This is a genomic window from Delftia sp. 11MD, assembly GCF_050907895.1.
Classification (GTDB): domain Bacteria; phylum Pseudomonadota; class Gammaproteobacteria; order Burkholderiales; family Burkholderiaceae_C; genus Comamonas; species Comamonas tsuruhatensis.
In genome coordinates, this window is sequence record NZ_CP194333.1 from 2,701,435 (window position 1) to 2,726,543 (window position 25,109).

The window sequence follows — 25,109 nt, forward strand, 5'->3', positions numbered from 1 at the left end:
GTATAAGCAGAATCCAAGAAAACTGACCTGTACAGATTGGCATGCCCACCAACAACGAACCCTTGCCCCAGTACCGCCGCATTGCCCAGGCCCTGCGCGAGACGCTGGCCTGTGGCGCACTGCGCCCCGGCGACAGGCTGATCTCCGCCCGCAGCCTGGCCGAGCGCGAACAGGTCAGCCTGCCCACCGCGCTGGAGGCGCTGCGCTGCCTGGAGGCCGAGGGCCTGATCGTCGCGCGCCCGCGCTCGGGCTACTTTGTGCGGCAGGCAACCGGCGGCGCGGCGCTGCAGGCGTCCCGCCCGTCGTCGCGCCCCGTGCCCGTGACCCTGTCGGCCCTGGCCCGCTCGCTGTTCAGCAGTCCCGACACGCGCCTGATCCCTCTGGGTGCGGCATTGCCCGATCCGGCCTGGCTGCCCACGGCCCGGCTGCAGCGCGCGCTGCAGACCGCCGGGCGCCGCCTGGACGCGCACGGGCAGACCTACAGCATGCCGCCGGGCCGCGCCGACCTGCGCGGCCAGATCGCAGCCCGGGCCGCGCAATGGGGTGCGCGCTTCGGCCCCGACGACCTGGTCCTGACGGCAGGCGCCACCCAGGCCGTGCGGCTGGCGCTGCGCGCCGTGTGCAAGCCCGGCGATGTCGTGGCCGTGGAGCGGCCCGCCTATTTCGGCAGCCTGCTGCTGCTGGAGGACCTGGGCCTGAAGGCGCTGGAGATTGCCACCGATCCCCGCGAAGGCCTGCTGCTGGAGCCGCTGGCCGAGGCCATTGCCCGCCACCGGCCGGCTGCCGTGCTGGCATCGCCCACCGTGCAGAACCCGCTGGGCGCCAGCATGCCGGTGGAGCGCAAGCAGGCCCTGGTGGCGCTGCTGGAGCGGGCGGGCATTCCCTTGATCGAAGACGATGTCTATGGCGACCTTGCGGGCGACGGCCAGCGCCCGCCGGCCTGCAAGGCCTTCGACGGCAGCGGCAACGTGCTGTATTGCGGCTCGGTGTCCAAGACCCTGGCGCCGGGCTGGCGCGTGGGCTGGATTGCGGCGGGTCGCTTCCATGCCCAGGTGCTGCAGGTGCGCCTGGCGGGCGACTGGGCCGGTGCGCCGCTGCTGGAAGCCGCCGTGAGCGAGGTGCTGGCCAGCGGCGACTACGACCGGCACCTGCGCCGTCTCAAGTCCCGCGTGCAGGCCGGGGTGCAGGCCGTCACGGCCAGGGTCGAGGCCAGCTTTCCGCCCGGCACCCGCGTCTCGGCCCCGCGCGCGGGCTTTCTGCTGTGGGTGGAACTGCCGCGCCAGGTCAATGCACTGGAGGTGCACCGCCGCGCGCTGGAGCTGGGCATTGGCGTCAGCCCCGGCCCGCTGTTCTCATCGCGCTCGGACCTGCCCAACCACCTGCGCCTGAACTGCGCCAACGAGCCCACGCCGCGCCTGCTGGGGGCCGTGGGGCAGGTGGGGGAGATATGCCGGGGTTTGGTCGAGGGTGCTGCTGCGCGGCAGGGGGCACAGGTCGGCCAGCCTACTTCTTCTCGCGCGGCACGCGCCCCATGAGGAAGAACTCGGGATTGGGCTGCATGCCGGCAAAGCTGGCCATGCGGTTGGACAGGCCGAAGAAGGCGGTGATCGCGGCGATGTCCCAGATGTCCTCGTCGTCGAAGCCATGGGCGTGCAGCGCCTCGAAGTCGGCCTCGCAGATTTCATGGCTGCGTTCGCAGACCTTCATGGCGAAGTCCAGCATGGCGCGCTGGCGGGCGCTGATGTCGGCCTTGCGGTAGTTGACCGCCACCTGGTCGGCCACGTAGGGCTGCTTTTCGTAGATGCGCAGGATGGCGCCGTGGGCCACCACGCAGTACAGGCACTGGTTGGCCGCGCTGGTGGTGGTGACGATCATCTCGCGCTCGCCCTTGGTCAGGCTGCCTTCTTCCTTGAGCATGAGGGCATCGTGGTAGGCGAAGAAGGCGCGCCACTCGGCAGGGCGGCGCGCAAAGGCCAGGAAGACGTTGGGGATGAAACCGGCCTTTTCCTGCACTTCAAGGATGCGGGTGCGGATGTCTTCGGGCAGGCTGGACAGTTCGGGCTGGGGGTAGCGGGCGGTGGCCATGTGTCTTGTCTCCTGGGTGTGGTGGTTGTCGTTGCGGTCCATGTTCGCATGGCCTGCGCTGCGCGGGGTGAACGCGCATGACAGCCTGCCTGCCGCCGAGGTTGCAGATTGCGCCCGGGCTCAGGCGGGCGCCATCTCCGGCTCAGGCCGTTGTGCAAACCAGTCGCCCAGAAAGCCGGTGAGCGCGCGGATCCGGGCCGACATCTCGCTGCGCGTGGCGTGCACCAGGTAGATGTCGGCCGCAGGCAGCTGCCATTGGGGCAGGACCTCGCGCAGCGCGCCTGCGGCCAGCGGCGCGGCCACGTCCCAGAGCGAGCGCTGCAGGATGCCGTGGCCGTCCAGTGCCCAGGTCAGGGCTGCAGCGCCATCGTTGGTGCTCATCACGCCGTTGACCTTGATGTTGTGCTCGCTCAGGCCCTGGCGCGTGCGGCGGCTCAGGCGCCAGCTGCCATAGGTTTCGTCGCTCTCGCGGATCACGATGCAGCGGTGGGCCTGCAGGTCCGCAGGCTGGCGTGGCTCGCCATGGGCGTTGAGGTAGGAGGGCGCGGCGCACAGCACGCGGCGGTTGGGCAGCAGCAGGCGGGCGGTGAGGCCGGAGTCGGGCAGGGCGCCAAAGCGCACCACGGCGTCAAAGCCCTGCTCGACCAGGTTGACGGGCCTGTCCGTCAGGTGCAGCTGCACTTGCACCTCGGGATAGGCGCGCGCAAAGGCCGACAGCGCGGGCGCCAGCCGCTGGCGGCCAAAGCCCAGCGTGCAGGCGATGGACAGCGGGCCGCGCGCCGTGGCGCGCGTGCCCGAGATGCTGCGCTCCAGCGCCTCCAGGTCGGCCAGGATGCGCGCACCGTCCAGCAGGTAGGCTTCGCCCTCGGGCGTCAGGTGGATGCGCCGTGTCGTGCGCTGCAGCAGGCGCACGCCCAGGCGCCGCTCCAGCAAGGACAGGCGGCGGCTGACGGCGGGCGGCGTCACGCCCATCTGCTGGGCCGCAGCGGCCAGGCTGCCTTCGCGGATCAGCAGCGAGAAGAAACGCAGGTCGGAAAAGCCGTCCATGGTGGATGCGGTGGATGGTTGATTCGTAAATTGAACTGATGGATCAATGCAATATTTTGCTATTTATGCAGCCTGGTTTACTGATTAGCATGGCAGGCTGACAGTCATGAACAACGTAGAAGGAATCTCCGGGATGCACACAGATCCATGGATGCCGGGCCTGCGCCAGCAGCGCATCACGGTCGATGACGGGGTGGAGATCAACGCCTGGGTGGGCGGCCAGGGGCCGGCCCTGCTGCTGGTGCACGGCCACCCGCAGACCAGCGCCATCTGGCACCGCGTCGCGCCCCGGCTGGCGCAGCAGTTCACCGTGGTGCTGGCCGACCTGCGCGGCTATGGCGACTCCTCGCGCCCGGCCGGCGATCCCGAGCATGTGAGCTACAGCAAGCGCACCATGGCCCGCGACCTGCTGCGGTTGATGGCGCGGCTGGGCCATGAGCATTTCAGCGTGCTGGCGCATGACCGGGGCGCGCGCGTGGCGCACCGGCTGGCCATGGACTATCCCGCCAGCGTGCAGCGTCTGGTGCTGCTGGACATTGCGCCCACGCTGGCCATGTACGAGCAGGCCGGCGAGGCCTTTGCGCGCGCCTACTGGCACTGGTTCTTCCTGATCCAGCCCGCGCCGCTGCCCGAGCGCCTGATCGAGGCCGACCCCGCCGCCTATGTGCGCGAGATCATGGGCCGGCGCAGCGCCGGCCTGGCGCCCTTCGATCCCCGGGCGCTGGCCGAGTACCAGCGCTGCCTGGCGCTGCCGGGCAGCGCGCACGGCATGTGCGAGGACTACCGCGCCTCGGCCGGCATCGACCTGGACCATGACCGCGAGGACCGCCGGCTGGGGCGCAGGCTGTCCATGCCGCTGCTGGTGCTCTGGGGCGAGGAGGGCGTGGTGCACCGCTGCTTCGATCCGCTGCGCGAGTGGCAGCTCGTGGCCGACGATGTGCGCGGCCGGCCGCTGGCCTGCGGGCACTACATTGCCGAGGAGGCGCCCGATGCACTGCTGGACGCGGCTCTGCCATTTCTGTTGCAGGCCGGGTGAGTGCGGTCATTGCTGGCTTTCGGGACTGCATTCAGGCAAGCCGGCAAAAAAGGGCAAAGAGGGCAAAGGTGCATTCGCACCATATCTGCGGAGACATAGCGTTCTCCATGGATTCAATTGGTATGCCAATCGTGTCCGGAAAAGGTAAGCAATTGAAAAAACCGCATGCCTGCTGCCCGCATGCAATGCCCGGGTCCCAATCCTTGAAAGCCGCTGGAGACAAGGCCTGGCAAGGGCTGGGCAACGCCTTGCGCCCATAGGGGACCACCGCACAAGGTGCAGGCGGGCCAATGCGCAGCCCATTGCCGATGCATGGTGAAACGCCGAACTGATACAGTCGCGCGGCCCGCCCGAGGGGGAGGGTCTTATTCATCACGGGATATTCACAATGAGCAACAAGAAAACCGCAGTGGCTGCTGCCGTGGCATTGGCCGTCGTGGCCTATGGAGGAACCACCTGGTATACGGGCCAAAGGGCCGAGTCCGGCTACAAGGATGCCGTGGCCGAATTGCGCAAGGTGCTGGGCGAGAAGGCCGTCGTGACCGACGAATACCACAAGGGATTCCTGTCGTCCCAGGCCAAGCTGGTGCTGCAGTGGCCTGCGGCTGGCGAGGCCGATGCGCCCGCCGCTGCAGACGCCGGCGCAGAAGCCGCCCCCAAGCCCGTGCGCCTGGTGGTGGACACCACGGTGCGCCACGGCCCGCTGGCCGGTGGCCGCCTGGCGGCAGCGGTGTCGGAGACGCGCTTTGCGCTCGACGGCCTGGACGAAAAGAGCCGCCAGACCCTGGCCAAGGCTGTCGCTCCCACGCTGACCAGCGTGCACCACTTCACGGGCGGCCAGGATGTGCGCCTGCTGCTGCCTGCAGGCGAGATGGGCGACAACGAAGTCACCATGCGCTGGCAGGAAATGGTGCTGGACACGGCCCTGGGCGGTGGCAGCGTCAAGGGCACCTGGCGCTGGCCCGAGGTGGCCCTGCTGGGCCTGCCCAGCCGCGACAAGTCCATGGGCGTGGAAGAGGAAGAGGGCGAGGAGGAGGAATCCGACAACGACGAGGCCATCGCCGCCCAGCCGGCCGCAGCGCCGGTGGAGCGCACCAGCATCGTGCTCACGGGCCTGGAAAGCAGCTTCGAGAACAAGGTCATCGACGGCCTGTGGGGCCTGGGCCCCGGCAAGGCCAGCGTGCGCATCGCCCGCTTCGGCATGAGCAGCACGCCCGCCGAAGGCGGCGAGGCCAAGACGCTGCTGGACCTCAAGAACGTGGACGGCAGCTCGGTCATCGAGTCCGACAAGACCACGCTGGGCATGACCACCCAGGTCAAGGGCACGGGCCGTATCGGCCCCATCGATTTCGAGTCCGTGGGCTACGAGGAAAAGATCCAGCGCCTGGACATCGAGGCGCTGCGCGGCTTCCAGCGCGTCATGGTCGAGGGCTACCGCAAGGAGGGCCTGGCCAAGGCACTGGAATCGCTGGAAGAGCAGGGCATGGGCGTGCTGATGCAGAACGCCCCGCGCCTGGTGGCGGCCCTGCCGGCCTACTCCATGAAGCTGCAGGCCACCTACCAGGGCCAGACCGGCCACCTGGAGTACGGCGCCGAAGTGCAAAGCGCGCCCACGCAGGAGCAGGTCGCCCAGGCCGGCTGGATGCCGGCGCTGCTCAAGACCTCGGCACTGCAGGCCAATGCCAGCCTGCCCAAGGCCTGGCTGGAGCCGCTGATCAAGGCATCGGGCAAGCCCGATGTCTCGGCCGAGGATGTGGAAGGCATGCTGGGCATGGCCCAGGCCACGGGCTATGCCCGCCTGGAAGGCGACAAGCTGGTCAGCGCGCTCAAGATGCAGGCCGGCCAGGTCACGCTCAACGGCAAGCCCATCGCCCTGCCCATGGGCGCGCTGCAGTAAGCGGCCATCCACCTTCGGGGCGTCGCCCCGGAAGGTGGTCTCAGGGATGCCACTGGCTGGCGCGCACCACGGGGGCCTGTGTGCTGGCGCTGCCCGCCAGCGCATAGGACAGCTGGTTGGCCGCCGCCACCACCGTCTGCGCCATGGCTTCCAGCCGGGCCTCGGGCAGGCGCGATGCCGGCCCGGAAATGCACACCGACCCCATCAGCCGCCAGTGCATGCCGAACACCGGCGCCGACACCGTGGCCACGCCCTGTTCGCGCTCGCCGATGGACCAGTGGTAGCCGCGCTGGCGGATCTGCTCGTACACCGGCCCCGGCTCGCCTGAAAACGCCAGGATCACGCGCCCCGGCGAGCCCTGGTCCAGCGGCAGCCCCTCGCCCATGCGCGCATGGTGGCGCAGCGCCTGCGGCCCTTCCACGCGCACGAGGCAGGTGCGCACATTGCCTTCGCGCACATAGAAGGCCGCGCTCTCGCCGCTGGCCTGCGTGAGCGCGCGCAGCGCGGGCTCCAGCACGTTCTGCACATCGAAGCCCGCCTGGTAGCGTGCACCCAGCCAGCCAGCGGCCGGGCCCAGGCGCCAGTCGCCATCGTCCCTTTGCACCATGAAGCCCGACTGCGCCAGCGTGCGCGCCAGCCGCAGCACCGTGGTCTTGTGCAGCGCGCAGCGCCGGCTTAGTTCCGCCAGGGACAGGTGCGACTCCCCGAGGGCGAAGGCGCCAAGCAGCTGCAAGGCACGCGTGACGGCGATGACGCCGCCGTCCTTGGCCGCGCTGGCCTTGTCATCGGGGGGCTGCGCCGGGGAAGGGGTGCTGGGGGGCTTGTTCATGGTGCAAGGCATGCAATTGGTTGCGCTGTATGAAACGGCATTGTATGGGTTGAAACGTTTTCATAAAGTTCGTCCCACGCACCGCAGCCATGCGGGCGTTGGACACAACAAACGGAGACAAACCGCCATGCCGATTCCCTCGCTTTCGCGTTGCCTCAACGCACGCCTTCTTGCCGTCCTGGTCGGCGTTGCCGCCATCGTGCCCATGGGCGCTGCCCAGGCCCAGGACGCCTATCCCCGCAAGCCCATCCGCCTGGTCGTGCCGTTTCCGCCCGGTGGCGGCACGGACATGATCGCGCGCACCGTGGCCCAGCGGCTGGCGGACCACAACAAGTGGACCGTGGTGGTGGACAACCGGCCCGGCGCCGGCGGCAACCTGGGCGTGGACGCCGTGGCCAAGGCCGCGCCGGACGGCCATACCCTGGTCATGGGCCAGACCAGCAACCTGGCCATCAACCCCTCGCTGTACGCCAGGCTGCCCTATGACCCGCTGAAGGATCTGGTGCCCGTGGCGCTGGTGGCTTCCGCGCCCATCGTCATGGCCGCGCCGGCCAACTCGCCCTACAAGACCTTTGCCGACCTGGTCAAGGCCGCCAAGGCCAAGCCCGACGGCCTCACGCTGGGCTACCCGGGCAACGGCACGGTGGCGCACCTGGCCGGCGAACTGGCCGAGAACGCGGCCGGCATCAAGCTGCGCCATGTGCCCTACAAGGGCGCAGCCCAGGCCATGACCGACCTGGTGGGCGGGCAGATCGATTTCTACATGTCCGCCGTGCCCACGCTGCTGGGCCAGGTGCGCAACGGCAAGCTGCGCGCGGTGATGGTCACCTCGCTCAAGCGCTCCGCCCAGCTGCCGCAGACGCCCACGCTGGCCGAGTCCGGCTACCAGGACTTCGAGGCCGTCACCTGGTTCGGGGTGCTGGCGCCGGCTGGCACGCCGCAGGCCATCGTGCAGCAGCTGAACAAGGCCATCAACGACGCGCTGCTCGTGCCCGAGGTGGCCGAGAAGCTGCGCTCCGAAGGCGGCGAGGTGCTGGGCGGCTCGTCCGAGAAGTTCGCCGCGCTGCTGCGCGCCGAGGTGCCGCGCTGGGCACGCATCGTCAAGGACTCGGGCGCCAGCCTGGACTGAGCCCGGGGGCAGGGGCGCCAGCCCTTTCGCTTCCTCCGCGCTTCCTCCTCCCTTCCTTTTTCTTCCTCCATCGAGATCTCGCCATGGACTGCGACAGCCTTGCCGTGCCCGTCCGTTTCTCGCAGGGCAGCGCCCGGCCCCGTGCCGTGCTGCCCCCGGATGCCTGCGACTGCCATGTGCATGTCTATGACGGCCGCTACCCGGCAACCCCGGGCGCGCGGCTGCTGCCGCCCGACGCCTCGGCCGGCGACTACCGCGCGCTGCAGCGGCGCCTGGGCACCTCGCGCTGCGTGCTGGTCACGCCGTCCACCTACGGCAGCGACAACCGCTGCATGTTGGACGGGCTGGCCGCCCTCGGCCCGCAGGCGCGGGGCGTGGCCGTGATCGATGGCAGCGAAAGCGATGACCAGCTGCAGCGCCTGCACGGCCTGGGCGTGCGCGGCGTGCGGCTGAACCTGTCGCTGGGCGTGACGGGCACGGCCGAGCTGCTGGTGCCGCTGGCCCGCCGCATCGCGCCGCTGGGCTGGCATCTGCAACTGCTGATGGCGCCGGACCTGCTGGCGTCGCTGGCCGGCGTGCTGCGGCAATTGCCGGTGCCGCTGGTGTTCGACCACTTCGGCCGCATCGCCCCCGAGCAGGCGGGGCGCCATGCGGGCCATGCGCTGCTGCTGGAGCTGCTGGAGGGCGGCAGGGCCTGGGTCAAGTTGTCCGGCGGCTACATCGTCAGCGCGCTGCAGTCGGTCGAAGACCCGGCGCTGGACGCCCTGGCCGCCAGCTATCTGCGCTGCGCGCCCGAGCGTGTGCTCTGGGGCAGCGACTGGCCGCATGTCAGCGCCTCGGCAGGCATGCAGCCCCTGCCCGATGACGCCCGCCAGATCGACCGCCTGGCCGACTGGACCTCCCATGCCGGCGGTGCCGCCACGCTGCGGCGCGTGCTGGTGGACAACCCGCGGGCGCTGTACGGCTTCGAGACCGCAGCGCCGCCATTGCATTGCACACAAGCAGGAGACAAACCATGAACACCTTCCATCCCACGCGCCGCACCCTGCTGGCCGCAGGGGGCGCCGCCCTGCTGGGGCCGCTGTGCAGCGCCGCCGTCCACGCGCAGCCCGCATGGCCGGCAGGCAAGCTCATCACCTGGGTCGTGCCCTATCCGCCCGGCGGCAGCACCGATGTGCTGGGCCGCCAGGTGGCACTGCACCTGGGCAAGGCCCTGGGCAGCACCGTGATCGTGGACAACCGCGCGGGCGCCACGGGCACCATCGGCGCGGCCTATGTGGCCAAGGCGGCGCCGGACGGCCACACGCTGCTGGGCACCTCCATCGGCCCGCAGGCGATCGCGCCCCACCTCATGGGCAAGCTGCCCTATGACCCGATTGCGGGCTTCGAGCCCGTCATCACCATAGGCACCATCCCCCATTTGCTGGTGGTGGGCGCGGCCCAGCCCTTCCAGTCGGTGGCCGATCTGCTGGCCGCCGCCAAGGCGCAGCCGGGCCAGCTGGCCTTTGCCTCGGGCGGCAGCGGAACCATCTTGCAGATGCAGGGCGAGCTGCTGCAAAGAAAGGGCGGCGTGCGCTTCATCCATGCGCCCTACAAGGGCGACACGCCCGCGCTGCAGGACGCGCTGGCGGGCCAGGTGCAGTTCATGTTCGCCCCCGTGGCCGCGGCGCTGCCCCATGTGCAGGGCGGCAAGCTGCGCGCGCTGGCCGTGACCTCGGCGGCGCGCCTGAAGGCCCTGCCTGACGTGCCCACCATGGCCGAGGCCGGCATCGGCGACTTCGTGGTCGAACAGTGGCAGGCCGTCTTTGCGCCGGCCAGGACGCCGGCCGCCATCGTGCAGCGGCTGAACCAGGAGATCGGCCTGGCGCTCAGGGACCCGGCCGTCGTGGCACTGGCCGAGCGGCTGGGCGTGACCCTGGTCGGCGGCACGTCCCGGCAATTGGGCGAGCTGCAGAAATCCGACTCCGCCAAGTGGGCCCAACTCATCCGCGAGGCCGGCATCAAGGCCGACTGACGCGCGCACATCTTTCTGTTTTCCTTCACCTCATCTCACTGGACCATCATGAGCCAACTCCCAGAAATCATCCGTGACATAGAGCGCGTGGACGCCCAAGTCGTGCAGCGCGCAGCCGGCTTTCAGGCCGCCATCCTGGCCGACGTGGCGGGCCGCCGCGGCACCATGCATTCGCGCGTGGCGCCCGTGCACCAGGGCATGAAAGTGGCCGGCCCGGCCTTCACCGTCGAGGTGCGTCCCGGCGACAACCTCATGATCCACGCCGCCATCGCGCTGGCCCGGCCCGGCGACGTGCTGGTCATCGACGGCAAGGGCGACCAGACGGCCGCGCTGATGGGCACGCTGATGCTCAGCGCCTGCAAGAAGCTGGGCCTGGCCGGCGTCATCGTGGACGGCGCCATCCGCGACCGCCTGGAGCTGCTGGAGCTGGACTTCCCCGTGTTCAGCGCAGGCTTCAATCCCGCAGGCCCGACCAAGTTCGTGCCGGGCCGCATCAACCACGCCATCTGCGCTGGTGGCACGACGGTTCACCCGGGCGACCTGGTGGTGGGCGATGCCGATGGCGTGGTCGTCATCGAGCGCGCCAAGGCCCCCGCCATGCTGGAGCTGGCCGTGAAGAAGGTGGCCGACGAGGCCGCCCGCATCGAGGCCATTGCGCGCGGCGACACGGCATCGAAGTGGCTGCCCGCGGCCCTGCGCGCGGCCGGCGTGCTCAAGGAAGGGGAATCGCTGTGAGCACCATCATCGTCACCGGCGCCGATCTGGCGCCACAGGCCCTGGAGCTGCTGGCCCGGCACGACATCGTCTATGCGGGCAAGACGCCCACCGAAGAGGACCTGGTCGCGCTGTGCCGCGCCCATGATCCCGTGGCCATCATCGTGCGCTACGGCAAGGTGGGCGCGGCCGTGATGGACGCGGCGCCCTCGCTGCGCGTGATCTCCAAGCACGGCAGCGGCACGGACACCATCGACAAGGCGGCCGCCGCCGAACGCGGCATTGCCGTGGTGGCCGCCGCGGGCGCCAACGCGGCGGCCGTGGCCGAGCAGGCACTCGCGCTGCTGCTGGCCTGCGCCAAGTCGGTGGTGGCGCTGGACGCCCGCATGCACGCAGGCCACTGGGACAAGGCCACGCACAAGAGCCTGGAGCTGGGCGGGCGCACCGTGGGCCTGGTGGGGCTGGGCGCCATCGGCCTGCGCTTTGCGCGCATGGCCGATGCGCTGGGCATGCGCGTGATCGGCTTCGATCCCTTCGCAAAGAACCTGCCCGCCTACGTGCAGCCCGTGGACCTGGAAACCATCTGGCGCGAGTCCGACGCGATTTCGCTGCACTGCCCGCTGACCGAGGAAAACCGGGGCATGCTCGGCGCCTCCACGCTGGCGGCCTGCAGGCGCGGCGTGATCGTGGTCAACACCGCACGCGGCGGCCTGATCGACGAGGCCGCGCTGCTGGCCGCCGTGCGCTCGGGCCAGGTGGCGGCCGCAGGGCTGGACAGCTTTGCGGTGGAGCCCATGGTGGCCGGCCACCCGTTCCAGGGCGAAAGGAACTTCGTGCTCAGCCCCCATATCGGCGGCGTGACCGGCGATGCCTACGTGAACATGGGCGTGGGCGCGGCCCGCAATGTGCTGGAGGTGCTGGCCCGCGTGCCTGCGGCGGCCGGCGCCTGAGCCAGGGCAGGGGTGCCGTGCGCGCCCTTGGCCCATGCATGTGCATGCATGTGATTTGAGGAGACAAGCGATGTCGAGGAATTTCCAAGAGGTCCGCCGCCTGGCCTTGCGCGGCGGCCTGCTGGCCGCCGTGGGGCTGGCCGTGCTGGGCGCCCAGCCCGCGCTGGCGCAGAAGGACTATCCGGCCAAGCCCGTGCGGCTGGTCGTGGGCTTTGCGGCGGGCGGCCCCACCGACGTGGTGGCGCGCGCCTTTGCCGACCATGCGGGCAAGGCGCTGGGCCAGCCCTTCGTGGTGGACAACAAGCCCGGGGCCAACACCATACTGGCCGCGCAGGCCGTGGCTGGCGCGCCGGCCGATGGCTATACGCTGCTGTTCGGCGCCACCAACCACAGCATGATCCCGGCGCTGTACCAGGGCCGCGTGAAGTTCGACGTGGTGCGCTCGTTCCGGCCGCTGTGCACGGTGGCCAGCAGCCCCACGGTGCTGGTCGTGGGGCCGGGCATGCCGGCGCGCAACCTGCAGGAGTACATGGACCAGGCACGCAGCCGGCCCGGCAGCGTCACGGCCGGCACGGCGGGCATGGGCAGTTCGGGCCATTTCGCCACCGAGATGTTTGCGCGGGCCAAGAGCCTGAAGCTCAACCACGTGCCCTACAAGGGCGCGGCGCCCGTGGTCACGGATCTCATGGGCGGCCAGCTCGACAGCTCCTTCGCCACGCTGGGCTCGGTGCTGCCCCAGGTGCGCAGCGGCAAGCTCACGGCGCTGGCCGTGGCTTCGCCCAGACGCGCGTCCCTGCTGCCCCAGGTGCCCACCTTTGCCGAAGCGGGCGGCGGCGACTACTCGGCCGATGTCTGGTACGGCGTGCTCGCGCCGGCCGGCATTCCCGACGGCGCGGCCCAGGCGCTGGAGCGCGTGGCCGTGGAGTTCGCCAAGAGTGCATCGGCCGCGGAAAAGCTGCACGGCCTGGGCATGGATGCCGAGTCCAGCTGCGGCAGCGCCTTCGCGCAGCGCGTGGCCAGCGAAGCGGCCTCCTATGCGCAGATCGCCCGCGAACTGAACCTGAAGGCGGATTGATTCGGCCGCCGCCCCCTCTAAAAAATGTGGAGACAAGCCATGAAATTCCTTGCCAGAACCCTGATCGCGGCCTGCGCCCTGGCCGCCGCCGTGGCCCAGGCCGCCTTTCCCGAGCGTCCCATCACCCTGGTCGTGCCCTATGCGCCCGGCGGCGGCGCCGACGCGGCCGCGCGCCTGCTGGCCACGCGCATGGGCGCGCGGCTGGGCACCAGCATCATCGTGGACAACCGGCCCGGGGCCAGCGGCACGATTGGTGCCAGCCAGGTGGCCAAGGCGCGCGCCGACGGGTACACGGTGCTCTACGACGCCACGCCGTTTTCCATCAACCCGCATCTGTTTGCCAAGCTGCCCTATGCGCGCAGCGCGCTGCAGCCGCTGTCGCTGGTGCTGCTCATGCCCAATGTGGTCGTGGTGAAGGCCGACTCGCCCGTGCGCAGCGTGGCCGACCTGGCGGCCAGGGCCAAGGCGCAGCCGGGCAAGATCAACTTCGCCTCGGGCGGCAGCGGCACGGTGCAGCGCCTGGCGGCCGAGCTGTTCCGCCAGCGGCTGGAGCTGGACATGGTCCATGTGCCCTACAAGAGCGGCGGGCCGGCCATTGCCGATGTGATGGGCGGGCAGGTGGACTTCATGTTCGGCACCATGGCGGCCACCTATCCGCTGGTCACGGGCGGCAAGCTGCGCGCCCTGGCCGTGGCGGCGCCCCAGCGCTCGGCGCGCCTGCCCGATGTGCCCACCGTGTCCGAGACCGTGATTCCCGGCTACGAGGCCTATGAGTGGAACGGCATCTTCCTGCCCACGGGCACGCCCGAGCCCGTGGCCGCGCGCCTGCACCAGGCGCTGTCCGAGGTGCTGCAGGAAGCCGAGGTGCGCCAGCGCCTGAGCGACCTGGGCGCCCAGCCCATGGCATCGACGCCGGCCGAGTTCGCCGCCTTCCTCCAGAAGGAAGACGCCAAGTGGGGCGAGGTGGTGCGCAAGGGCGCCATCGTGCTGGACTGAGCGCATGGGCATGACCGACATCGCCATGGCCGTGCCGCACTCGGCCGGCACGAGCAGGCCTGCGCGCACGCTGCCGCCCCTGGCCTGCGACAGCCACATGCACATCTTCGATGCGCGCTTTGCGCCGTCGCCGCACTGGCCGCGCACGCCTCCGCAGGCCGACGTGGCCATGTACCGCCAACTGCAGCGGCGCCTGGGCACCTCGCGCGCCGTGGTGGTCACGCCCTCGACCTATGGCACGGACAACGCCTGCACGCTGGATGCGCTGGAGCGCCTGGGCGATGATGCGCGCGGCGTGGCCGTGGTCGCCCACGATGTGGCCGATGCCGAGCTGGACCGGCTGGCCACGCACCGCGTCTGCGGGCTGCGCGTGAACTTTGTCTCGCCGCAGTCCTGGGGCGAGACCACGGCCCACATGCTGGTCACGCTGGCGCACCGGGTCGCACGGCTGGGCTGGCATGTGCAGGTCTTCGTGCAGCCCGAACAGCTGGTGGCGCTGGAGCCCGTGCTGGGCGCGCTGCCCGTGCCCCTGGTCGTGGACCACCTGGGTCGCATCGACCCGGCCGCGGGCATGCAGGGCGTGGAGGGCGCGGCCCATGCCGCGCTGCGCCGGCTGCTCGATGGCGGCAACACCTGGGTCAAGCTCTCCGGCGCCTATATGCGTTCATCGGTGGGCGGCCCCTCCTATGCCGACATGCTGCCGCTGGGCCGCGACCTGGTGCGCGCCGCACCCGAGCGCCTGGTCTGGGGCAGCGACTGGCCGCACACCACCGAGGCGCCGGGCTCCGTCGACGATGCCGATCTGGTCGATCTGCTGCAGGCCTGGGCGGGCACGGACGAGGCCATGGACCGCATCCTGGTCGACAATCCAGCGCGCCTGTACGGTTTCAGCGCCATCCCCTGAAATCCCGAGAAAGACAAGCACCATGTTCCTGCTGCGAGCCCCCCAGGTCTGCGAACTCGAATCGTTCACCGCCATGCCCGACGCCCTGCGCCGCCCCGAGCGCAGCGAGTGGGCCGATGCCAACCGGGGCGGCGCCGTCACCGACTCCTTCCTCGAGGGGCCGGTGTTCGACGGCGCCGGCAACCTGTACGTGGCCGACATTCCCTGGGGCCGCGTGTTCCGCATCGATCCGCAAGGCGCCTGGACCCTGGTGGCCGAGTACGACGGCGAGCCCAACGGCATGAAGTTCCTTGACGAGCGCACGCTGCTGATCACCGACTACAAGAACGGCCTGATGTGCCTGGAGGTGGCCACGGGGCGCGTCAGCCCCTATCTGCAGCGGCGCAACAGCGAGCGTTTCAAGGGCGTGAACGACCTGGTCTTCGATGCCGAAGGCAACCTCTACTTCACCGACCAGGGCCAGAGCGGCCTGCACGATCCCAGCGGCCGCCTGTACCGCCTGCGTCCGGACGGCCGGCTGGACCTGCTGCTGGCCAACGTGCCCAGCCCCAACGGCGTGGCGCTGTCGCCCGATGGCCGCGTGCTCTACCTGGCCGTGACGCGCGGCAACTGCGTCTGGCGCGTGCCCCTGCTGCCCGATGGCAGCGTGGCCAAGGTGGGGCAGTTCTTCACCTCCTACGGCCCCAGCGGCCCCGACGGCTTGGCCGTGGATGAACAGGGCCGGCTGCTGGTGGCCAACCCGGGCCTGGGCCTGGTGTGGGTGCTCAACCACCGTGCCGAGCCCGTGCAGGTGCTGCGCGGCGTGCCGGGAAGCTCGCTCACCAACCTGGCCTTTGGCGGCGCGGACCGTCGCACTCTGCATGTGACGGACTCCACGCACGGGCGCATTCTGCGTGTCCGGCTGGAGGCGCCGGGGCTGGTGCTGCACGGCTTGAACAAGGGCTGAGGCGGCCGTCGAGACCTTCTCAGCCGTCTCGGCCGTCTCAGTCGTCGCAACCGTTCCTCAGGGCCTGGCCGGCATGTCCAGGATCTCCCGGGCTTCCTGCAGCAGGCCTATCCACAGCTGCTCCTGCTGTATGCCGGCCTTGAGCACCAGGTGCTGCAGCCGCCGCTCGCGCGTGGGCGGCTTGTCCAGGAAGTCGCGCTGCTCCAGGCGCTGGTAGACGTCCAGCTGCGCCTGGTGCAGTGCCAGCAGCCGCTGCACTTCGTCCTGCAGTCCGCAGGGCCCCACCACCGCCTCGGCACGCAGGCGCACCATCCATTCCTCGCGCAGCGGCTTGGGGTCTTCCTGCTCGGCCACCCAGCGCTTGAGCTCCTTGCGGCCGGTGGGAAGGATGCGGTACTGGCGCTTGCGGCCCCGGCCGGATTCGGCGGGAAGGGCCTCTATCCATTGCGCCTCTTCCAGCCGCGCGAGTTCGCGGTAGATCTGCTGGTGCGTGGCGTTCCAGAAGTAGCCGATGGAGCGGTCGAAGCGCTCGGCAAGTTCCGAGCCCGAGCAGGGGTGCTCGACCAAGGCGGTGAGAAGGGCGTGTGGCAGGGACATCGGCAACAAAGGGACTGGCGCTGGGCGCCATCTTACGGGCCTGCATGGAGGCGCGGCCAAGCGCTGCAGTCATTTCTGCAATTTTTTGCGCAACCAGTTGCATAAATAAAGGAGGCTGACTACATTCATGCAATCAGTTGCATAAAAAAGCGAGACAGGCATGACCCACTACCCCCACCTGAATGCCGAACTGGACCTGGGCTTCACCACGCTCAGAAACCGCGTGCTCATGGGCTCCATGCACGTGGGCCTGGAGGAGGCGCCCAACGGTTTCGAGCGCATGGCCGCCTTCTATGCGGAACGGGCACGTGGCGAGGTGGGCTTGATCGTCACGGGCGGCATCGCCCCCAATGAGCGGGGCCGGCCCATGAAGGGCGGCGCCATGATGGTCAACGAACACGAGGCGGACCAGCACCGCATCGTCACGCAGGCCGTCCATGCCGAGGGCGGCAAGATCGCCATGCAGATCCTGCACTTCGGCCGCTACGCCTACCAGCCCGGGCTGGTGGCGCCCAGCGCGCTGCAGGCGCCCATCAACCCCTTCGTGCCGCATGCGCTGACGGGCGACGAGGTGGAGCAGACCATCGAGGACTTCGTGCGCTGCGCAGCCCTGGCCCGCCATGCGGGCTACGACGGCGTGGAGATCATGGGCTCGGAGGGCTACCTGATCAACGAGTTCATCGCAGCGCGCACCAACCACCGCGATGACGAATGGGGCGGCAGCTACGCGGGCCGCATGCGCTTTGCGGTGGAGATCGTGCGGCGCACGCGCCAGCGCGTGGGGCGGGACTTCATCATCATCTACCGCCTGTCCATGCTGGACCTGGTGGAAGGCGGCTCCACGCTGGAGGAAGTGATCGCGCTGGCCCAGGCCATCGAGGCCGCGGGCGCCACGCTGCTGAACACGGGCATAGGCTGGCACGAGGCGCGCATCCCCACCATCGCCACCAAGGTGCCGCGCGCCGCCTATGCCTGGGTCACGCAGCGCGTGATGGGGCAGGTGGGCATCCCGCTGATCACCTCCAACCGCATCAACACGCCCGAAGTGGCCGAGCGCCTGCTGGCCGAGGGCTATGCCGACATGGTCTCCATGGCCCGGCCGCTGCTGGCCGATGGCGACTTCGTGCGCAAGGCGCGCCAGGGCCGTGCCGACGAGATCAACACCTGCATTGCCTGCAACCAGGCCTGCCTGGACCATACCTTTGGCGGCAAGATCACCTCCTGCCTGGTCAACCCGCGCGCCTGCCACGAGACCGAGCTGGTGATTGCGCCCGCGCCCGCCGCCAAGCGCATCGCCGTGGTGGGCGCCGGCCCGGCGGGCCTGAGCTTTGCCGTCACCGCAGCGCAGCGCGGCCATGCGGTGACGCTGTTCGATGCGGCCAGCGAGATCGGCGGGCAGTTCAACATTGCCAAGAAGGTGCCCGGCAAGGAGGAGTTCCACGAGACGCTGCGCTACTTCCGCCGCCAGCTGGAGCTGGGCGGCGTGGCGCTGCAATTGGGCCACCGCGTGGAGGCGGCCCAGCTCATCGAGGGCGGCTATGACGAGATCGTGCTGGCCACGGGCATACGGCCGCGCGTTCCCGCCATCGACGGCGTGGACCATCCCAAGGTGCTCGGCTACCTGGACGTGCTGCAGGGCGACAGGCCCGTGGGCGAGCGCGTGGCCATCATCGGCGCGGGCGGCATCGGCTTCGATGTGGCCGAGTACCTGACCCATGCCGGCGACAGCGGCGCCGTGGCGCCCCGCAAGTTCTATGCGGAGTGGGGCATAGACACGGACTACGCCCAGGCCGGCGGCCTGGCGCAGCCGCAGGCCCAGCCCTCGCCGCGCCGCGTGCACCTGCTGCAGCGCAAGTCCACCAAGGTGGGCGACCAGCTGGGCAAGACCACGGGCTGGATACACCGCACCTCGCTGAAGGCACGCAGCGTGGCCATGGGCTCGGGCGTGGCCTATGAGCGCATCGACGACGCCGGGCTGCACATCACCGTGGACGGCCAGCCGCAACTGCTGGAGGTGGACAACGTCGTGCTCTGCGCGGGCCAGGAGCCGCAGCGCGAGCTGCATGCGGCCCTGAGCGCGGCGGGCTGCAGCGTGCACCTGATCGGCGGCGCCGACGTGGCGGCCGAACTCGACGCCAAGCGCGCCATCGTGCAAGGCACCACGCTGGCGGCCAGCCTTTGAGGGCGCCGCCCGATTCCGTTTTCCACCTCAACCACCAGGAGACAAGCATGTCCCAGCCCCCGAAGAACGCCCATCCCGCAGTCGCCCGCTCCCTGGAGCTGTGGCATCGCATGGTTGCCGCCAGCGACTTGGGCGAGCTGCACACCATCGTCCATCCCGATGCAGTGTTCCGCTCGCCCATGGCCAACACGCCCTATGCCTCGGCAGCCGCGCTGATGCTGGCGCTGTCCACCGTGGTCCAGGTGTTCGAGAACTTCACCTACCACCGCCAGATGGCCAGCGATGACGGCCTGGACGTGGTGCTGGAGTTCAGCGCCAGCGTGGGCGGCAAGAACCTCAAGGGCATCGACTTCATCCGCTTCGACGAGCAGGGGCTGATCCGGGAATTCGAGGTCATGGTGCGCCCCATGAGCGGCCTGCAGGCCCTGGGCACGGAGATGGGAAAGCGGCTGGGCGACAAGCTTCCCGCGTTCAAGGCCGTGGCCTGAGGGCAGGGCGTGCCATGAAAAACGCCCCCGAAGTTTCGGGGGCGTTTTGCCGTGGGCGTCAGCCGGTCAGAGCGTGCCGGCCTTCTGGCGGGCAATGGCATCGGCCACGCCCTTGCCGTAGGCCGGGTCGGCCTGGGTGCAGTGCGCTATGTGCTTTTGCACGATGTGCTCGGACACACCGGCGATGTTGCGCGCCGTGTTCTCGAACAGGCGCTGCTGCGCATCGGGCGTGAGCAGGCGGAACAGGTCGCCGGGCTGGGTGAAGTAGTCGGCATCGTCCTCGCGGTAGTTCCAGCGGTCGGCCGCGCCGTTGAGGGCCAGCGGCGGCTCGGCGAAGGCCGGCTGCTCCTGCCACTCGCCCTTGGTGTTGGGCTCGTAGGCGATGGTGCCGCCGTAGTTGCCGTCCACGCGCATGGCGCCGTCGCGGTGGTAGGCGTGGTAGGGGCAGCGCGGCGCGTTCACGGGGATCTGGTGGTGGTTCACGCCCAGGCGGTAGCGCGCGGCATCGCCGTACGAGAACAGGCGCGACTGCAGCATGCGGTCGGGCGAGGGGCCGATGCCCGGCACCAGGTTGGCCGGCGTGAACGAGGCCTGCTCCACATCGGCGTGGTAGTTGCGCGGGTTGCGGTTGAGCTCCATCACGCCCACTTCGATCAGCGGGTAGTCCTTCTTGCTCCAGACCTTGGTCAGGTCGAAGGGGTGGAAGCGGTAGGTCTCGGCTTCATGCTCGGGCATGATCTGCACGCACAGCTTCCAGCGCGGGAACTCGCCGCGGTCGATGGCCTCGAGCAGGTCGCGCTGGCTGCTTTCACGGTCGGAGGCGACGACGGAGGCCGCCTCGGAATCGGTGAAGTTCTCGATGCCCTGCTGGCAGACCCAGTGGAACTTGACCCAGTGGCGCTCGTTGCTGGCGTTGATGAAGCTGTAGGTATGCGAGCCGAAGCCATGCATGTGGCGGTAGCCGCGCGGAATGCCCCGGTCGCTCATGACGATGGTGATCTGGTGCAGCGCCTCGGGCAGGCCGGTCCAGAAGTCCCAGTTGTTCTCGGGCGAGCGCAGGTTGGTGTAGGGGTCGCGCTTGACGGCCTTGTTCAGGTCCGGGAACTTGAGCGGGTCGCGGAAGAAGAACACCGGCGTGTTGTTGCCCACCAGGTCCCAGTTGCCTTCCTCGGTATAGAGCTTGACGGCGAAGCCGCGGATATCGCGCTCGGCGTCGGCCGCGCCGCGCTCGCCGGCCACGGTGGAAAAGCGCGCGAACACTTCGGTCTGCTTGCCGATGTCGGAGAACACCTTGGCGCGGGTGTAGCGCGTGATGTCACCCGTCACGGTGAAGGTGCCGAAGGCGCCCGAGCCCTTGGCGTGCATGCGGCGCTCGGGAATCACTTCGCGGTTGAAGTGGGCCATTTTTTCCAGATGCCACAGGTCCTGCAGCAGCATCGGGCCACGCGGGCCGGCCGTGAGCGAGTCCTGGTTGTTGGCAACCGGGGCACCTGCGGCGGTGGTGAGCTTGTGGGTCATGGTCTCTCCTTGATCGAGGGGTGGTAGCGGCGCCGGCTTGCACGCAGGCAGCGCGGCGCTTGGAAAATCAATAGCTGCGTGCTATCGAATTGCTTTTATTGTTGTTTCGTTCTATGGATGCGGCAAGGCTTTGGCGATTGGCAAATCTCAACTGCGCCATAGCCAAAAAATTTCACCGCCCCCCGCATGCGTCGTGCCGGGCATGCTTTTTGCCAAGGCATTGTGTTGCGCGGGCGGATACGGCCCGTGTAGGCCGTCGCCCTGTCAGCCAGAGACCAGCTTGTGGACCAGATCGGCGGCCGTGGAGGCGCCGTACTTGCGCATCAGCCGTGCGCGGTAGATCTCCACCGTGCGGTGGCTGATGGCCAGGGCGCGGCCGATTTCCTTGGAGGTCAGGCCTTCCAGCAGGCGGGCGGCCACCTCGCGCTCGCGCCCCGTGAGTTCGGCCTTGACGGGGCGCTGGGCGCTGAGGTCCTCGAAGCTCCAGATGCCCGAGGCATGCGGGTCGCTGCGGTCCAGCGTGCGGCCCGTGACATGGCACCAGAACGTTTCGCCGTTGGCGCGCTTCATGATGCGGTTGTCCGAATAAAAGCCCCTTGCATTGAGAATGGGCGCGATGCGCGCGCCCAGCCGCTCATACTCGTCGGCGCTGGGGTAGAGGATCTGGAAGGTCTGGCCGATCAGCACCTCGCGCGAGGCCTCGAACATCTCGCAGACCTGGCGATTGCAGTCGATCATGGTGCGGTTGCGCGAGATCACGAGACCGACGGGGGCGGCCTCGAACGCCAGCCTGTAATCTATATCCATGGGCAAATCTTTACGAAAAACTACCTATGCAAGTACGTAGTATCGTAGCGCATCCAATCTGAAGGAGACATGTGTGAAAAAGCTCTACCCCTCTGCGGAGCAGGCGCTCCAGGGCGTCGTGGCCGACGGGCAATTGCTGGCTGTGGGAGGCTTCGGCCTGTGCGGCATTCCCGAGGCCCTGATCGACGCGCTGCGTGACAGCGGCGTCAAGGGCCTGACGGTGATTTCCAACAACGCGGGCGTGGACGGCTTTGGCCTGGGCAAGCTGCTGGAGACGCGCCAGATCAAGAAGATGATCTCGTCGTATGTGGGCGAGAACAAGGAGTTCGAGCGCCAGTACCTGGCCGGCGAGCTGGAGCTGGAATTCACGCCCCAGGGCACGCTGGCCGAGAAGCTGCGCGCAGGCGGCGCCGGCATTCCCGCCTTCTTCACCAAGACCGGCGTGGGCACCATGGTGGCCGAGGGCAAGGAGCTGCGCGAGTTCGACGGCGAGACCTATGTGATGGAGCGCTCGCTTGTGCCCGATGTCTCCCTGGTCAAGGCCCACCGTGCCGACAAGAGCGGCAACCTGCAGTTCCGCCTGACGGCGCGCAACTTCAACCCTGCCGCCGCCACGGCCGGCAAGGTCTGCATCGTGGAAGTGGAGGAGGTGGTCGAGGTCGGCGAGATCGCACCGGACGACATCCACCTGCCCGGCATCTACGTGCACCGCATCGTGCACAACCCGAACCCCGAAAAGCGCATCGAAAAGCGCACCATCACAGAAAAACAAGGAGCCTGACCATGCCGTGGACCCAAGACCAGATGGCCGCCCGCGCGGCCCAAGAACTCGAAGACGGCTTCTACGTCAACCTGGGCATCGGCATTCCCACCCTGGTGGCCAACCACACGGGTGACAAGGAAGTGTGGCTGCAGTCCGAGAACGGCATGCTGGGCATCGGCCCCTTCCCGACCGAGGATGCCGTGGACGCCGACCTGATCAACGCCGGCAAGCAGACCGTGACGACGATTGCCGGCTCGTCCATCTTCGGCAGCGACCAGTCGTTCGCCATGATCCGCGGCGGCAAGATCAACCTGTCCATCCTGGGCGCCATGCAGGTGTCCGAGAAGGGCGACCTGGCCAACTGGATGATCCCCGGCAAGATGGTCAAGGGCATGGGCGGCGCCATGGACCTGGTGGCGGGCGTCAAGCGCGTCATCGTGCTCATGGAGCATGTGGCAAAGAAGAAGGACGGCACGACCGACCTCAAAATTCTTCCCGCCTGCACTCTGCCTTTGACCGGCGTGGGCGTGGTGGACCGTATCATCACCGACCTGGGAGTGATGGACGTGACGCCGCAGGGCCTGAAGCTCGTGGAACTGGCCCCCGAAGTGAGCTTCGAGGACATCCAGTCCAAGACCGGCGTGACGCTGATTCGCTGATGTTGCCGTGCTGTGCAGTGCCTGCCTGGTGCAGGCCTGCGCGACGAGAGCCCGCCTTGCGCGGGCTCTTTTGCTTATATTTCAGATTTCGAGCCAATGGGAGCCTCTATGACGGATGTCGCGGCCGTGCGCAATCCACCGACAGCGCAGGGATGGAAGGACGAGGGCGTGCATTTCCTGCGCGCCGTCACCGACATGGCCGAGCATTGCAACGTGGTGACCGGCGAGCCCATCTTCAACGACAAGGGTGTCAAGCTCGTGGACAAGGGCGCGCGCATCGACAGCAACATGTACGAGCGCCTGGTCAAGCACAAGCTGCGCGACCCCATCGACAAGCACCTGGGCGTTGACAACCGCGTGGACGTGCTGGCCATCGAGGCCCAGGCCATGGTGCAGTGCGAAACCGTGGACCTGATGCGCCGCCTGGTGCAGTCGCTGGGCGGCACGGACCGGCTGCTGGCGCCGCTGCGCCTGATGGTGCTGCCGCCGCAGATCGCCTTCAAGCTCACGGTCATGCGCGAGCAGCGCCCCGAGCTGTTCGCCCACAGCCTGCAGATGATGCTGGTGGCCGTCTACCTGGCGCTGCAAAGCGAATGGAGCGAGCGTGAATGCGGCCCGCTGGCCACGGCGGCCCTGCTGCACGATGTGGGCATGCTCTACATGGACCCGGCCTGGACCGACCCCAACTACCGGCTCACGGGCGCCGAGCGCAAGCACCTGGTGGCGCACTCGGTCACGGGCATGCTCATCATGCGGGGCGCGGGCGCGTATTCGCAGGACGTGGAAATGGCCGTGCTCGAGCACCACGAGCGCATGGACGGCACGGGCTATCCGCGCGGCGTGCATGGCGAAGCCATCTCCAAAATGGGCCGGATCCTGTTGCTGGCCGAGGTGGTCTCGGCCTTCTTCGACAAATTCCAGGACCTGCCCGGCCAGCGCCTGTCGCTGATGCTGCGCATGAACCACCGCCGCTATCCGGCCGATCTGGTCGGCATCCTGCTGCCGCTGCTTTACGACGAGATCTCGCCGGGCACGCCGCTGCCGCCGCTGCAGGCCGAGGTCACGCACAGCGTGGCAGCGCTGTCTGCCGCCTTCCAGATGTGGGACACGTTCAGCCAGGCCTTTCCCGAGCGCTGGCAGGCCATGCCCGATCACCAGGCGGCCGTCTACATCGACTCCAGCATCGGCAGCCTGCAAAAGCAGCTGGCCGAGGCCGGCCTGCACCCGAACCAGCAGACCGACCTGCTGGCCTACCTCAAGGACGATGTGCAGGGCATGAGCGAGCTGGCACTGCTCAGCCGCGAGGCGCTGTGGCAACTGCAGGCCATCGTCAACGCCTGCCTGCGCCGCTGGCCCGCCATCAACGCCCGCACCCACGCCGTGGACACGGCGGTCGCGCAATGGTGCGAAGCCTGCATGCAGATCGACGCCACGCCGCCGCCGGGTGGGGCAGCGGCAACAGCTGCGCACTGAGACAGCCGGGCTTGCCCGGCTTTTTTACATCCGTGGATCTCTTGGAAATCAAGAGTGCTGTATATTCATACAGTATTTGAGATTTTCCCCATGACCACGCCCCACGCCTCCCAACCTGCGCAGCCCGCCCCCATGGCGGGCGCGGCGCGTGTGCTGCCTCAGTTGCAGGGCGTGTGGCGTGGCGATGGCTGGCAGCAGGCGCTGCAGCAGCGGGTCCAGCCTTCGGGCCATGCGCTGCTGGATGCGCAATTGCCGGGCGGGGGCTGGCCGCTGGGCGCGATGGTCGAGCTGCTGCAGCCCGCCCATGGCCATGCCGAATGGCCGCTGCTGTTGCCGGGCCTGGCGGCCCTGATGCAGCGCAGCGCGGGCCAGGTGGTGCTGGTGGCGCCGCCTTGCAGGCCTTTTGCACCGGGACTGGAAGCGGCGGGCGTGGCGGCGCACCGGCTGTGCTGCGTGGAGGCCGATACCCACCCCGGCACCCACCCCGGCACCCACCCCGGCGCCCACCCCGGCGCCCACCCGGCAGGCGATGGAGCAGGGCTGGCCTGGGTCTGTGAGCAGGCACTGCGCTGCCGCGACGTACTGGCCGTGCTGGCCTGGCTGCCGGCCGGTCTGCCCATGGCCACGCTGCGCCGGCTGCAATGGGCGGCCGCTGCGCAGGGGCGCATTCTGTGGCTGTGGCGCGAGGCCTCGGCCTCCCTGCAGACGGTGGCCTCGCCCGCGCCGCTGCGGCTGCGCGTGGAGACCGAGCTGGGGGTGCCGGGCGAAGGCGGCACGCCAGCCTGCCTGCGCGTGCAGTTGCTCAAGCGCCGGGGGCCTGCGCTGGAGCATCCCTTGAAACTGCCGCTGCACCACTGGGCCTGGCAGGACGTGCTGCAGGCCCAGGCCCTGCGGCGCACCCGGCAGGCGGGCGAGGCGCAGCGTTGGCTTCATGGACACGGGCAACTGCTGCCCGCCGAGGCGCCCGCCCTGCAGGCGGCAGCGCACACCCTGGGATGAG

General features: G+C 69.1%; 25 protein-coding genes. 18 read left to right on the plus strand and 7 right to left on the minus strand.

Features of this window, described 5'->3' with window-relative positions:
• Positions 1 to 41 precede the first annotated feature (41 nt).
• Positions 42 to 1,535, plus strand: coding sequence for a PLP-dependent aminotransferase family protein (locus ACRSCF_RS12185; protein WP_016446277.1), 1,494 nt, complete (start codon positions 42 to 44; stop codon positions 1,533 to 1,535).
• Here the strand turns inward: ACRSCF_RS12185 and ACRSCF_RS12190 are convergent.
• Both ACRSCF_RS12190 and ACRSCF_RS12195 read right to left on the minus strand, forming a co-directional pair.
• Positions 1,504 to 2,085 (minus strand): peroxidase-related enzyme, encoded by a 582-nt coding sequence (locus ACRSCF_RS12190; protein WP_026061994.1) that lies wholly within the window; start codon positions 2,083 to 2,085, stop codon positions 1,504 to 1,506. The two genes, ACRSCF_RS12185 and ACRSCF_RS12190, sit on opposite strands and share 32 nt — an antisense overlap.
• 120 nt (positions 2,086 to 2,205) lie before the next feature.
• Entirely contained in the window at positions 2,206 to 3,132 is a 927-nt protein-coding gene (locus tag ACRSCF_RS12195) for a LysR family transcriptional regulator (RefSeq protein ID WP_244388090.1), read from the minus strand.
• 133 nt (positions 3,133 to 3,265) lie between these two features.
• Between ACRSCF_RS12195 and ACRSCF_RS12200 the strand changes: the two genes are divergently transcribed.
• Positions 3,266 to 4,168, plus strand: coding sequence for an alpha/beta fold hydrolase (locus ACRSCF_RS12200; RefSeq protein WP_034366671.1), 903 nt, complete (start codon positions 3,266 to 3,268; stop codon positions 4,166 to 4,168).
• 31 nt (positions 4,169 to 4,199) lie between these two features.
• Here ACRSCF_RS12200 and ACRSCF_RS12205 read toward each other — a convergent pair whose 3' ends face one another.
• Positions 4,200 to 4,541 carry a hypothetical protein gene (locus ACRSCF_RS12205; RefSeq protein ID WP_158528285.1) on the minus strand — a complete coding sequence of 114 codons (342 nt, stop codon included), beginning with the start codon at positions 4,539 to 4,541 and terminating at the stop codon, positions 4,200 to 4,202.
• A gap of 15 nt (positions 4,542 to 4,556) precedes the next feature.
• On the opposite strand from ACRSCF_RS12205, the gene ACRSCF_RS12210 reads away from it, so the two are divergent.
• The gene (locus ACRSCF_RS12210) at positions 4,557 to 6,065 is read left to right on the plus strand and encodes a YdgA family protein (RefSeq protein ID WP_016446273.1); all 1,509 of its coding nucleotides are present in this window, start codon (positions 4,557 to 4,559) and stop codon (positions 6,063 to 6,065) included.
• A gap of 40 nt (positions 6,066 to 6,105) precedes the next feature.
• Here the strand turns inward: ACRSCF_RS12210 and ACRSCF_RS12215 are convergent, their stop codons facing one another.
• A complete protein-coding gene (locus tag ACRSCF_RS12215) occupies positions 6,106 to 6,894 on the minus strand; it encodes an IclR family transcriptional regulator (protein ID WP_016451548.1) in 789 nt (262 codons plus the stop codon).
• 127 nt (positions 6,895 to 7,021) lie between these two features.
• Between ACRSCF_RS12215 and ACRSCF_RS12220 the strand changes: the two genes are divergently transcribed.
• The 9 genes from ACRSCF_RS12220 (at position 7,022) to ACRSCF_RS12260 (ending at position 15,622) form a co-directional block, all read left to right on the plus strand.
• Entirely contained in the window at positions 7,022 to 8,023 is a 1,002-nt protein-coding gene (locus tag ACRSCF_RS12220) for a Bug family tripartite tricarboxylate transporter substrate binding protein (protein ID WP_012206083.1), read from the plus strand.
• An 83-nt stretch (positions 8,024 to 8,106) separates the two neighbouring features.
• On the plus strand, positions 8,107 to 9,042 hold the full coding sequence (locus ACRSCF_RS12225) for an amidohydrolase family protein (protein WP_244388091.1): 936 nt from the start codon (positions 8,107 to 8,109) through the stop codon (positions 9,040 to 9,042).
• Positions 9,039 to 10,037: a Bug family tripartite tricarboxylate transporter substrate binding protein gene (locus tag ACRSCF_RS12230; RefSeq protein ID WP_034366665.1), complete on the plus strand. Its 999-nt coding sequence runs from the start codon at positions 9,039 to 9,041 to the stop codon at positions 10,035 to 10,037. Before ACRSCF_RS12225 ends, ACRSCF_RS12230 begins: the two co-directional genes overlap by 4 nt.
• A 48-nt stretch (positions 10,038 to 10,085) precedes the next feature.
• Positions 10,086 to 10,772 (plus strand): hypothetical protein, encoded by a 687-nt coding sequence (locus ACRSCF_RS12235; RefSeq protein ID WP_016451551.1) that lies wholly within the window; start codon positions 10,086 to 10,088, stop codon positions 10,770 to 10,772.
• Positions 10,769 to 11,701: an NAD(P)-dependent oxidoreductase gene (locus ACRSCF_RS12240; protein WP_034366662.1), complete on the plus strand. Its 933-nt coding sequence runs from the start codon at positions 10,769 to 10,771 to the stop codon at positions 11,699 to 11,701. Before ACRSCF_RS12235 ends, ACRSCF_RS12240 begins: the two co-directional genes overlap by 4 nt.
• Before the next feature lie 70 nt (positions 11,702 to 11,771).
• Complete coding sequence (locus ACRSCF_RS12245) at positions 11,772 to 12,776, plus strand: Bug family tripartite tricarboxylate transporter substrate binding protein (RefSeq protein ID WP_017403832.1); 1,005 nt, start codon at positions 11,772 to 11,774, stop codon at positions 12,774 to 12,776.
• A 39-nt stretch (positions 12,777 to 12,815) separates the two neighbouring features.
• Entirely contained in the window at positions 12,816 to 13,772 is a 957-nt protein-coding gene (locus tag ACRSCF_RS12250) for a tripartite tricarboxylate transporter substrate binding protein (protein WP_016446265.1), read from the plus strand.
• Between the two features lie 4 nt (positions 13,773 to 13,776).
• Positions 13,777 to 14,676 (plus strand): amidohydrolase family protein, encoded by a 900-nt coding sequence (locus tag ACRSCF_RS12255; RefSeq protein WP_034366660.1) that lies wholly within the window; start codon positions 13,777 to 13,779, stop codon positions 14,674 to 14,676.
• Between the two features lie 22 nt (positions 14,677 to 14,698).
• Complete coding sequence (locus ACRSCF_RS12260) at positions 14,699 to 15,622, plus strand: SMP-30/gluconolactonase/LRE family protein (RefSeq protein ID WP_034366658.1); 924 nt, start codon at positions 14,699 to 14,701, stop codon at positions 15,620 to 15,622.
• A 57-nt stretch (positions 15,623 to 15,679) separates the two neighbouring features.
• Here ACRSCF_RS12260 and ACRSCF_RS12265 read toward each other — a convergent pair whose 3' ends face one another.
• The gene (locus ACRSCF_RS12265) at positions 15,680 to 16,219 is read right to left on the minus strand and encodes a PadR family transcriptional regulator (protein ID WP_016446262.1); all 540 of its coding nucleotides are present in this window, start codon (positions 16,217 to 16,219) and stop codon (positions 15,680 to 15,682) included.
• 160 nt (positions 16,220 to 16,379) lie between these two features.
• Between ACRSCF_RS12265 and ACRSCF_RS12270 the strand changes: the two genes are divergently transcribed.
• A complete protein-coding gene (locus ACRSCF_RS12270; protein WP_212645345.1) occupies positions 16,380 to 18,401 on the plus strand; it encodes an NADPH-dependent 2,4-dienoyl-CoA reductase in 2,022 nt (673 codons plus the stop codon).
• A 47-nt stretch (positions 18,402 to 18,448) separates the two neighbouring features.
• On the plus strand, positions 18,449 to 18,889 hold the full coding sequence (locus ACRSCF_RS12275; RefSeq protein WP_016446260.1) for a nuclear transport factor 2 family protein: 441 nt from the start codon (positions 18,449 to 18,451) through the stop codon (positions 18,887 to 18,889).
• Positions 18,890 to 18,955: 66 nt separating this feature from the next.
• Here the strand turns inward: ACRSCF_RS12275 and ACRSCF_RS12280 are convergent, their stop codons facing one another.
• Together ACRSCF_RS12280 and ACRSCF_RS12285 are read right to left on the minus strand one after the other, a co-directional pair.
• Positions 18,956 to 20,407 (minus strand): catalase, encoded by a 1,452-nt coding sequence (locus ACRSCF_RS12280; protein ID WP_016446259.1) that lies wholly within the window; start codon positions 20,405 to 20,407, stop codon positions 18,956 to 18,958.
• Positions 20,408 to 20,671: 264 nt separating this feature from the next.
• On the minus strand, positions 20,672 to 21,214 hold the full coding sequence (locus ACRSCF_RS12285; protein ID WP_016446258.1) for a PAS and helix-turn-helix domain-containing protein: 543 nt from the start codon (positions 21,212 to 21,214) through the stop codon (positions 20,672 to 20,674).
• Between the two features lie 73 nt (positions 21,215 to 21,287).
• Between ACRSCF_RS12285 and ACRSCF_RS12290 the strand changes: the two genes are divergently transcribed.
• The 4 genes from ACRSCF_RS12290 (at position 21,288) to imuA (ending at position 25,108) form a co-directional block, all read left to right on the plus strand.
• Positions 21,288 to 21,995, plus strand: a complete 708-nt coding sequence (locus ACRSCF_RS12290; RefSeq protein WP_016446257.1) for a CoA transferase subunit A — start codon at positions 21,288 to 21,290, stop codon at positions 21,993 to 21,995.
• Positions 21,996 to 21,997: 2 nt separating this feature from the next.
• A complete protein-coding gene (locus ACRSCF_RS12295) occupies positions 21,998 to 22,636 on the plus strand; it encodes a 3-oxoacid CoA-transferase subunit B (RefSeq protein WP_012206068.1) in 639 nt (212 codons plus the stop codon).
• A gap of 108 nt (positions 22,637 to 22,744) precedes the next feature.
• Positions 22,745 to 24,109: an HD-GYP domain-containing protein gene (locus tag ACRSCF_RS12300; protein ID WP_016446256.1), complete on the plus strand. Its 1,365-nt coding sequence runs from the start codon at positions 22,745 to 22,747 to the stop codon at positions 24,107 to 24,109.
• A gap of 90 nt (positions 24,110 to 24,199) precedes the next feature.
• Positions 24,200 to 25,108, plus strand: coding sequence for a translesion DNA synthesis-associated protein ImuA (gene imuA, locus ACRSCF_RS12305; protein ID WP_244388092.1), 909 nt, complete (start codon positions 24,200 to 24,202; stop codon positions 25,106 to 25,108).
• The last annotated feature ends 1 nt before the right edge of the window (position 25,109 follow it).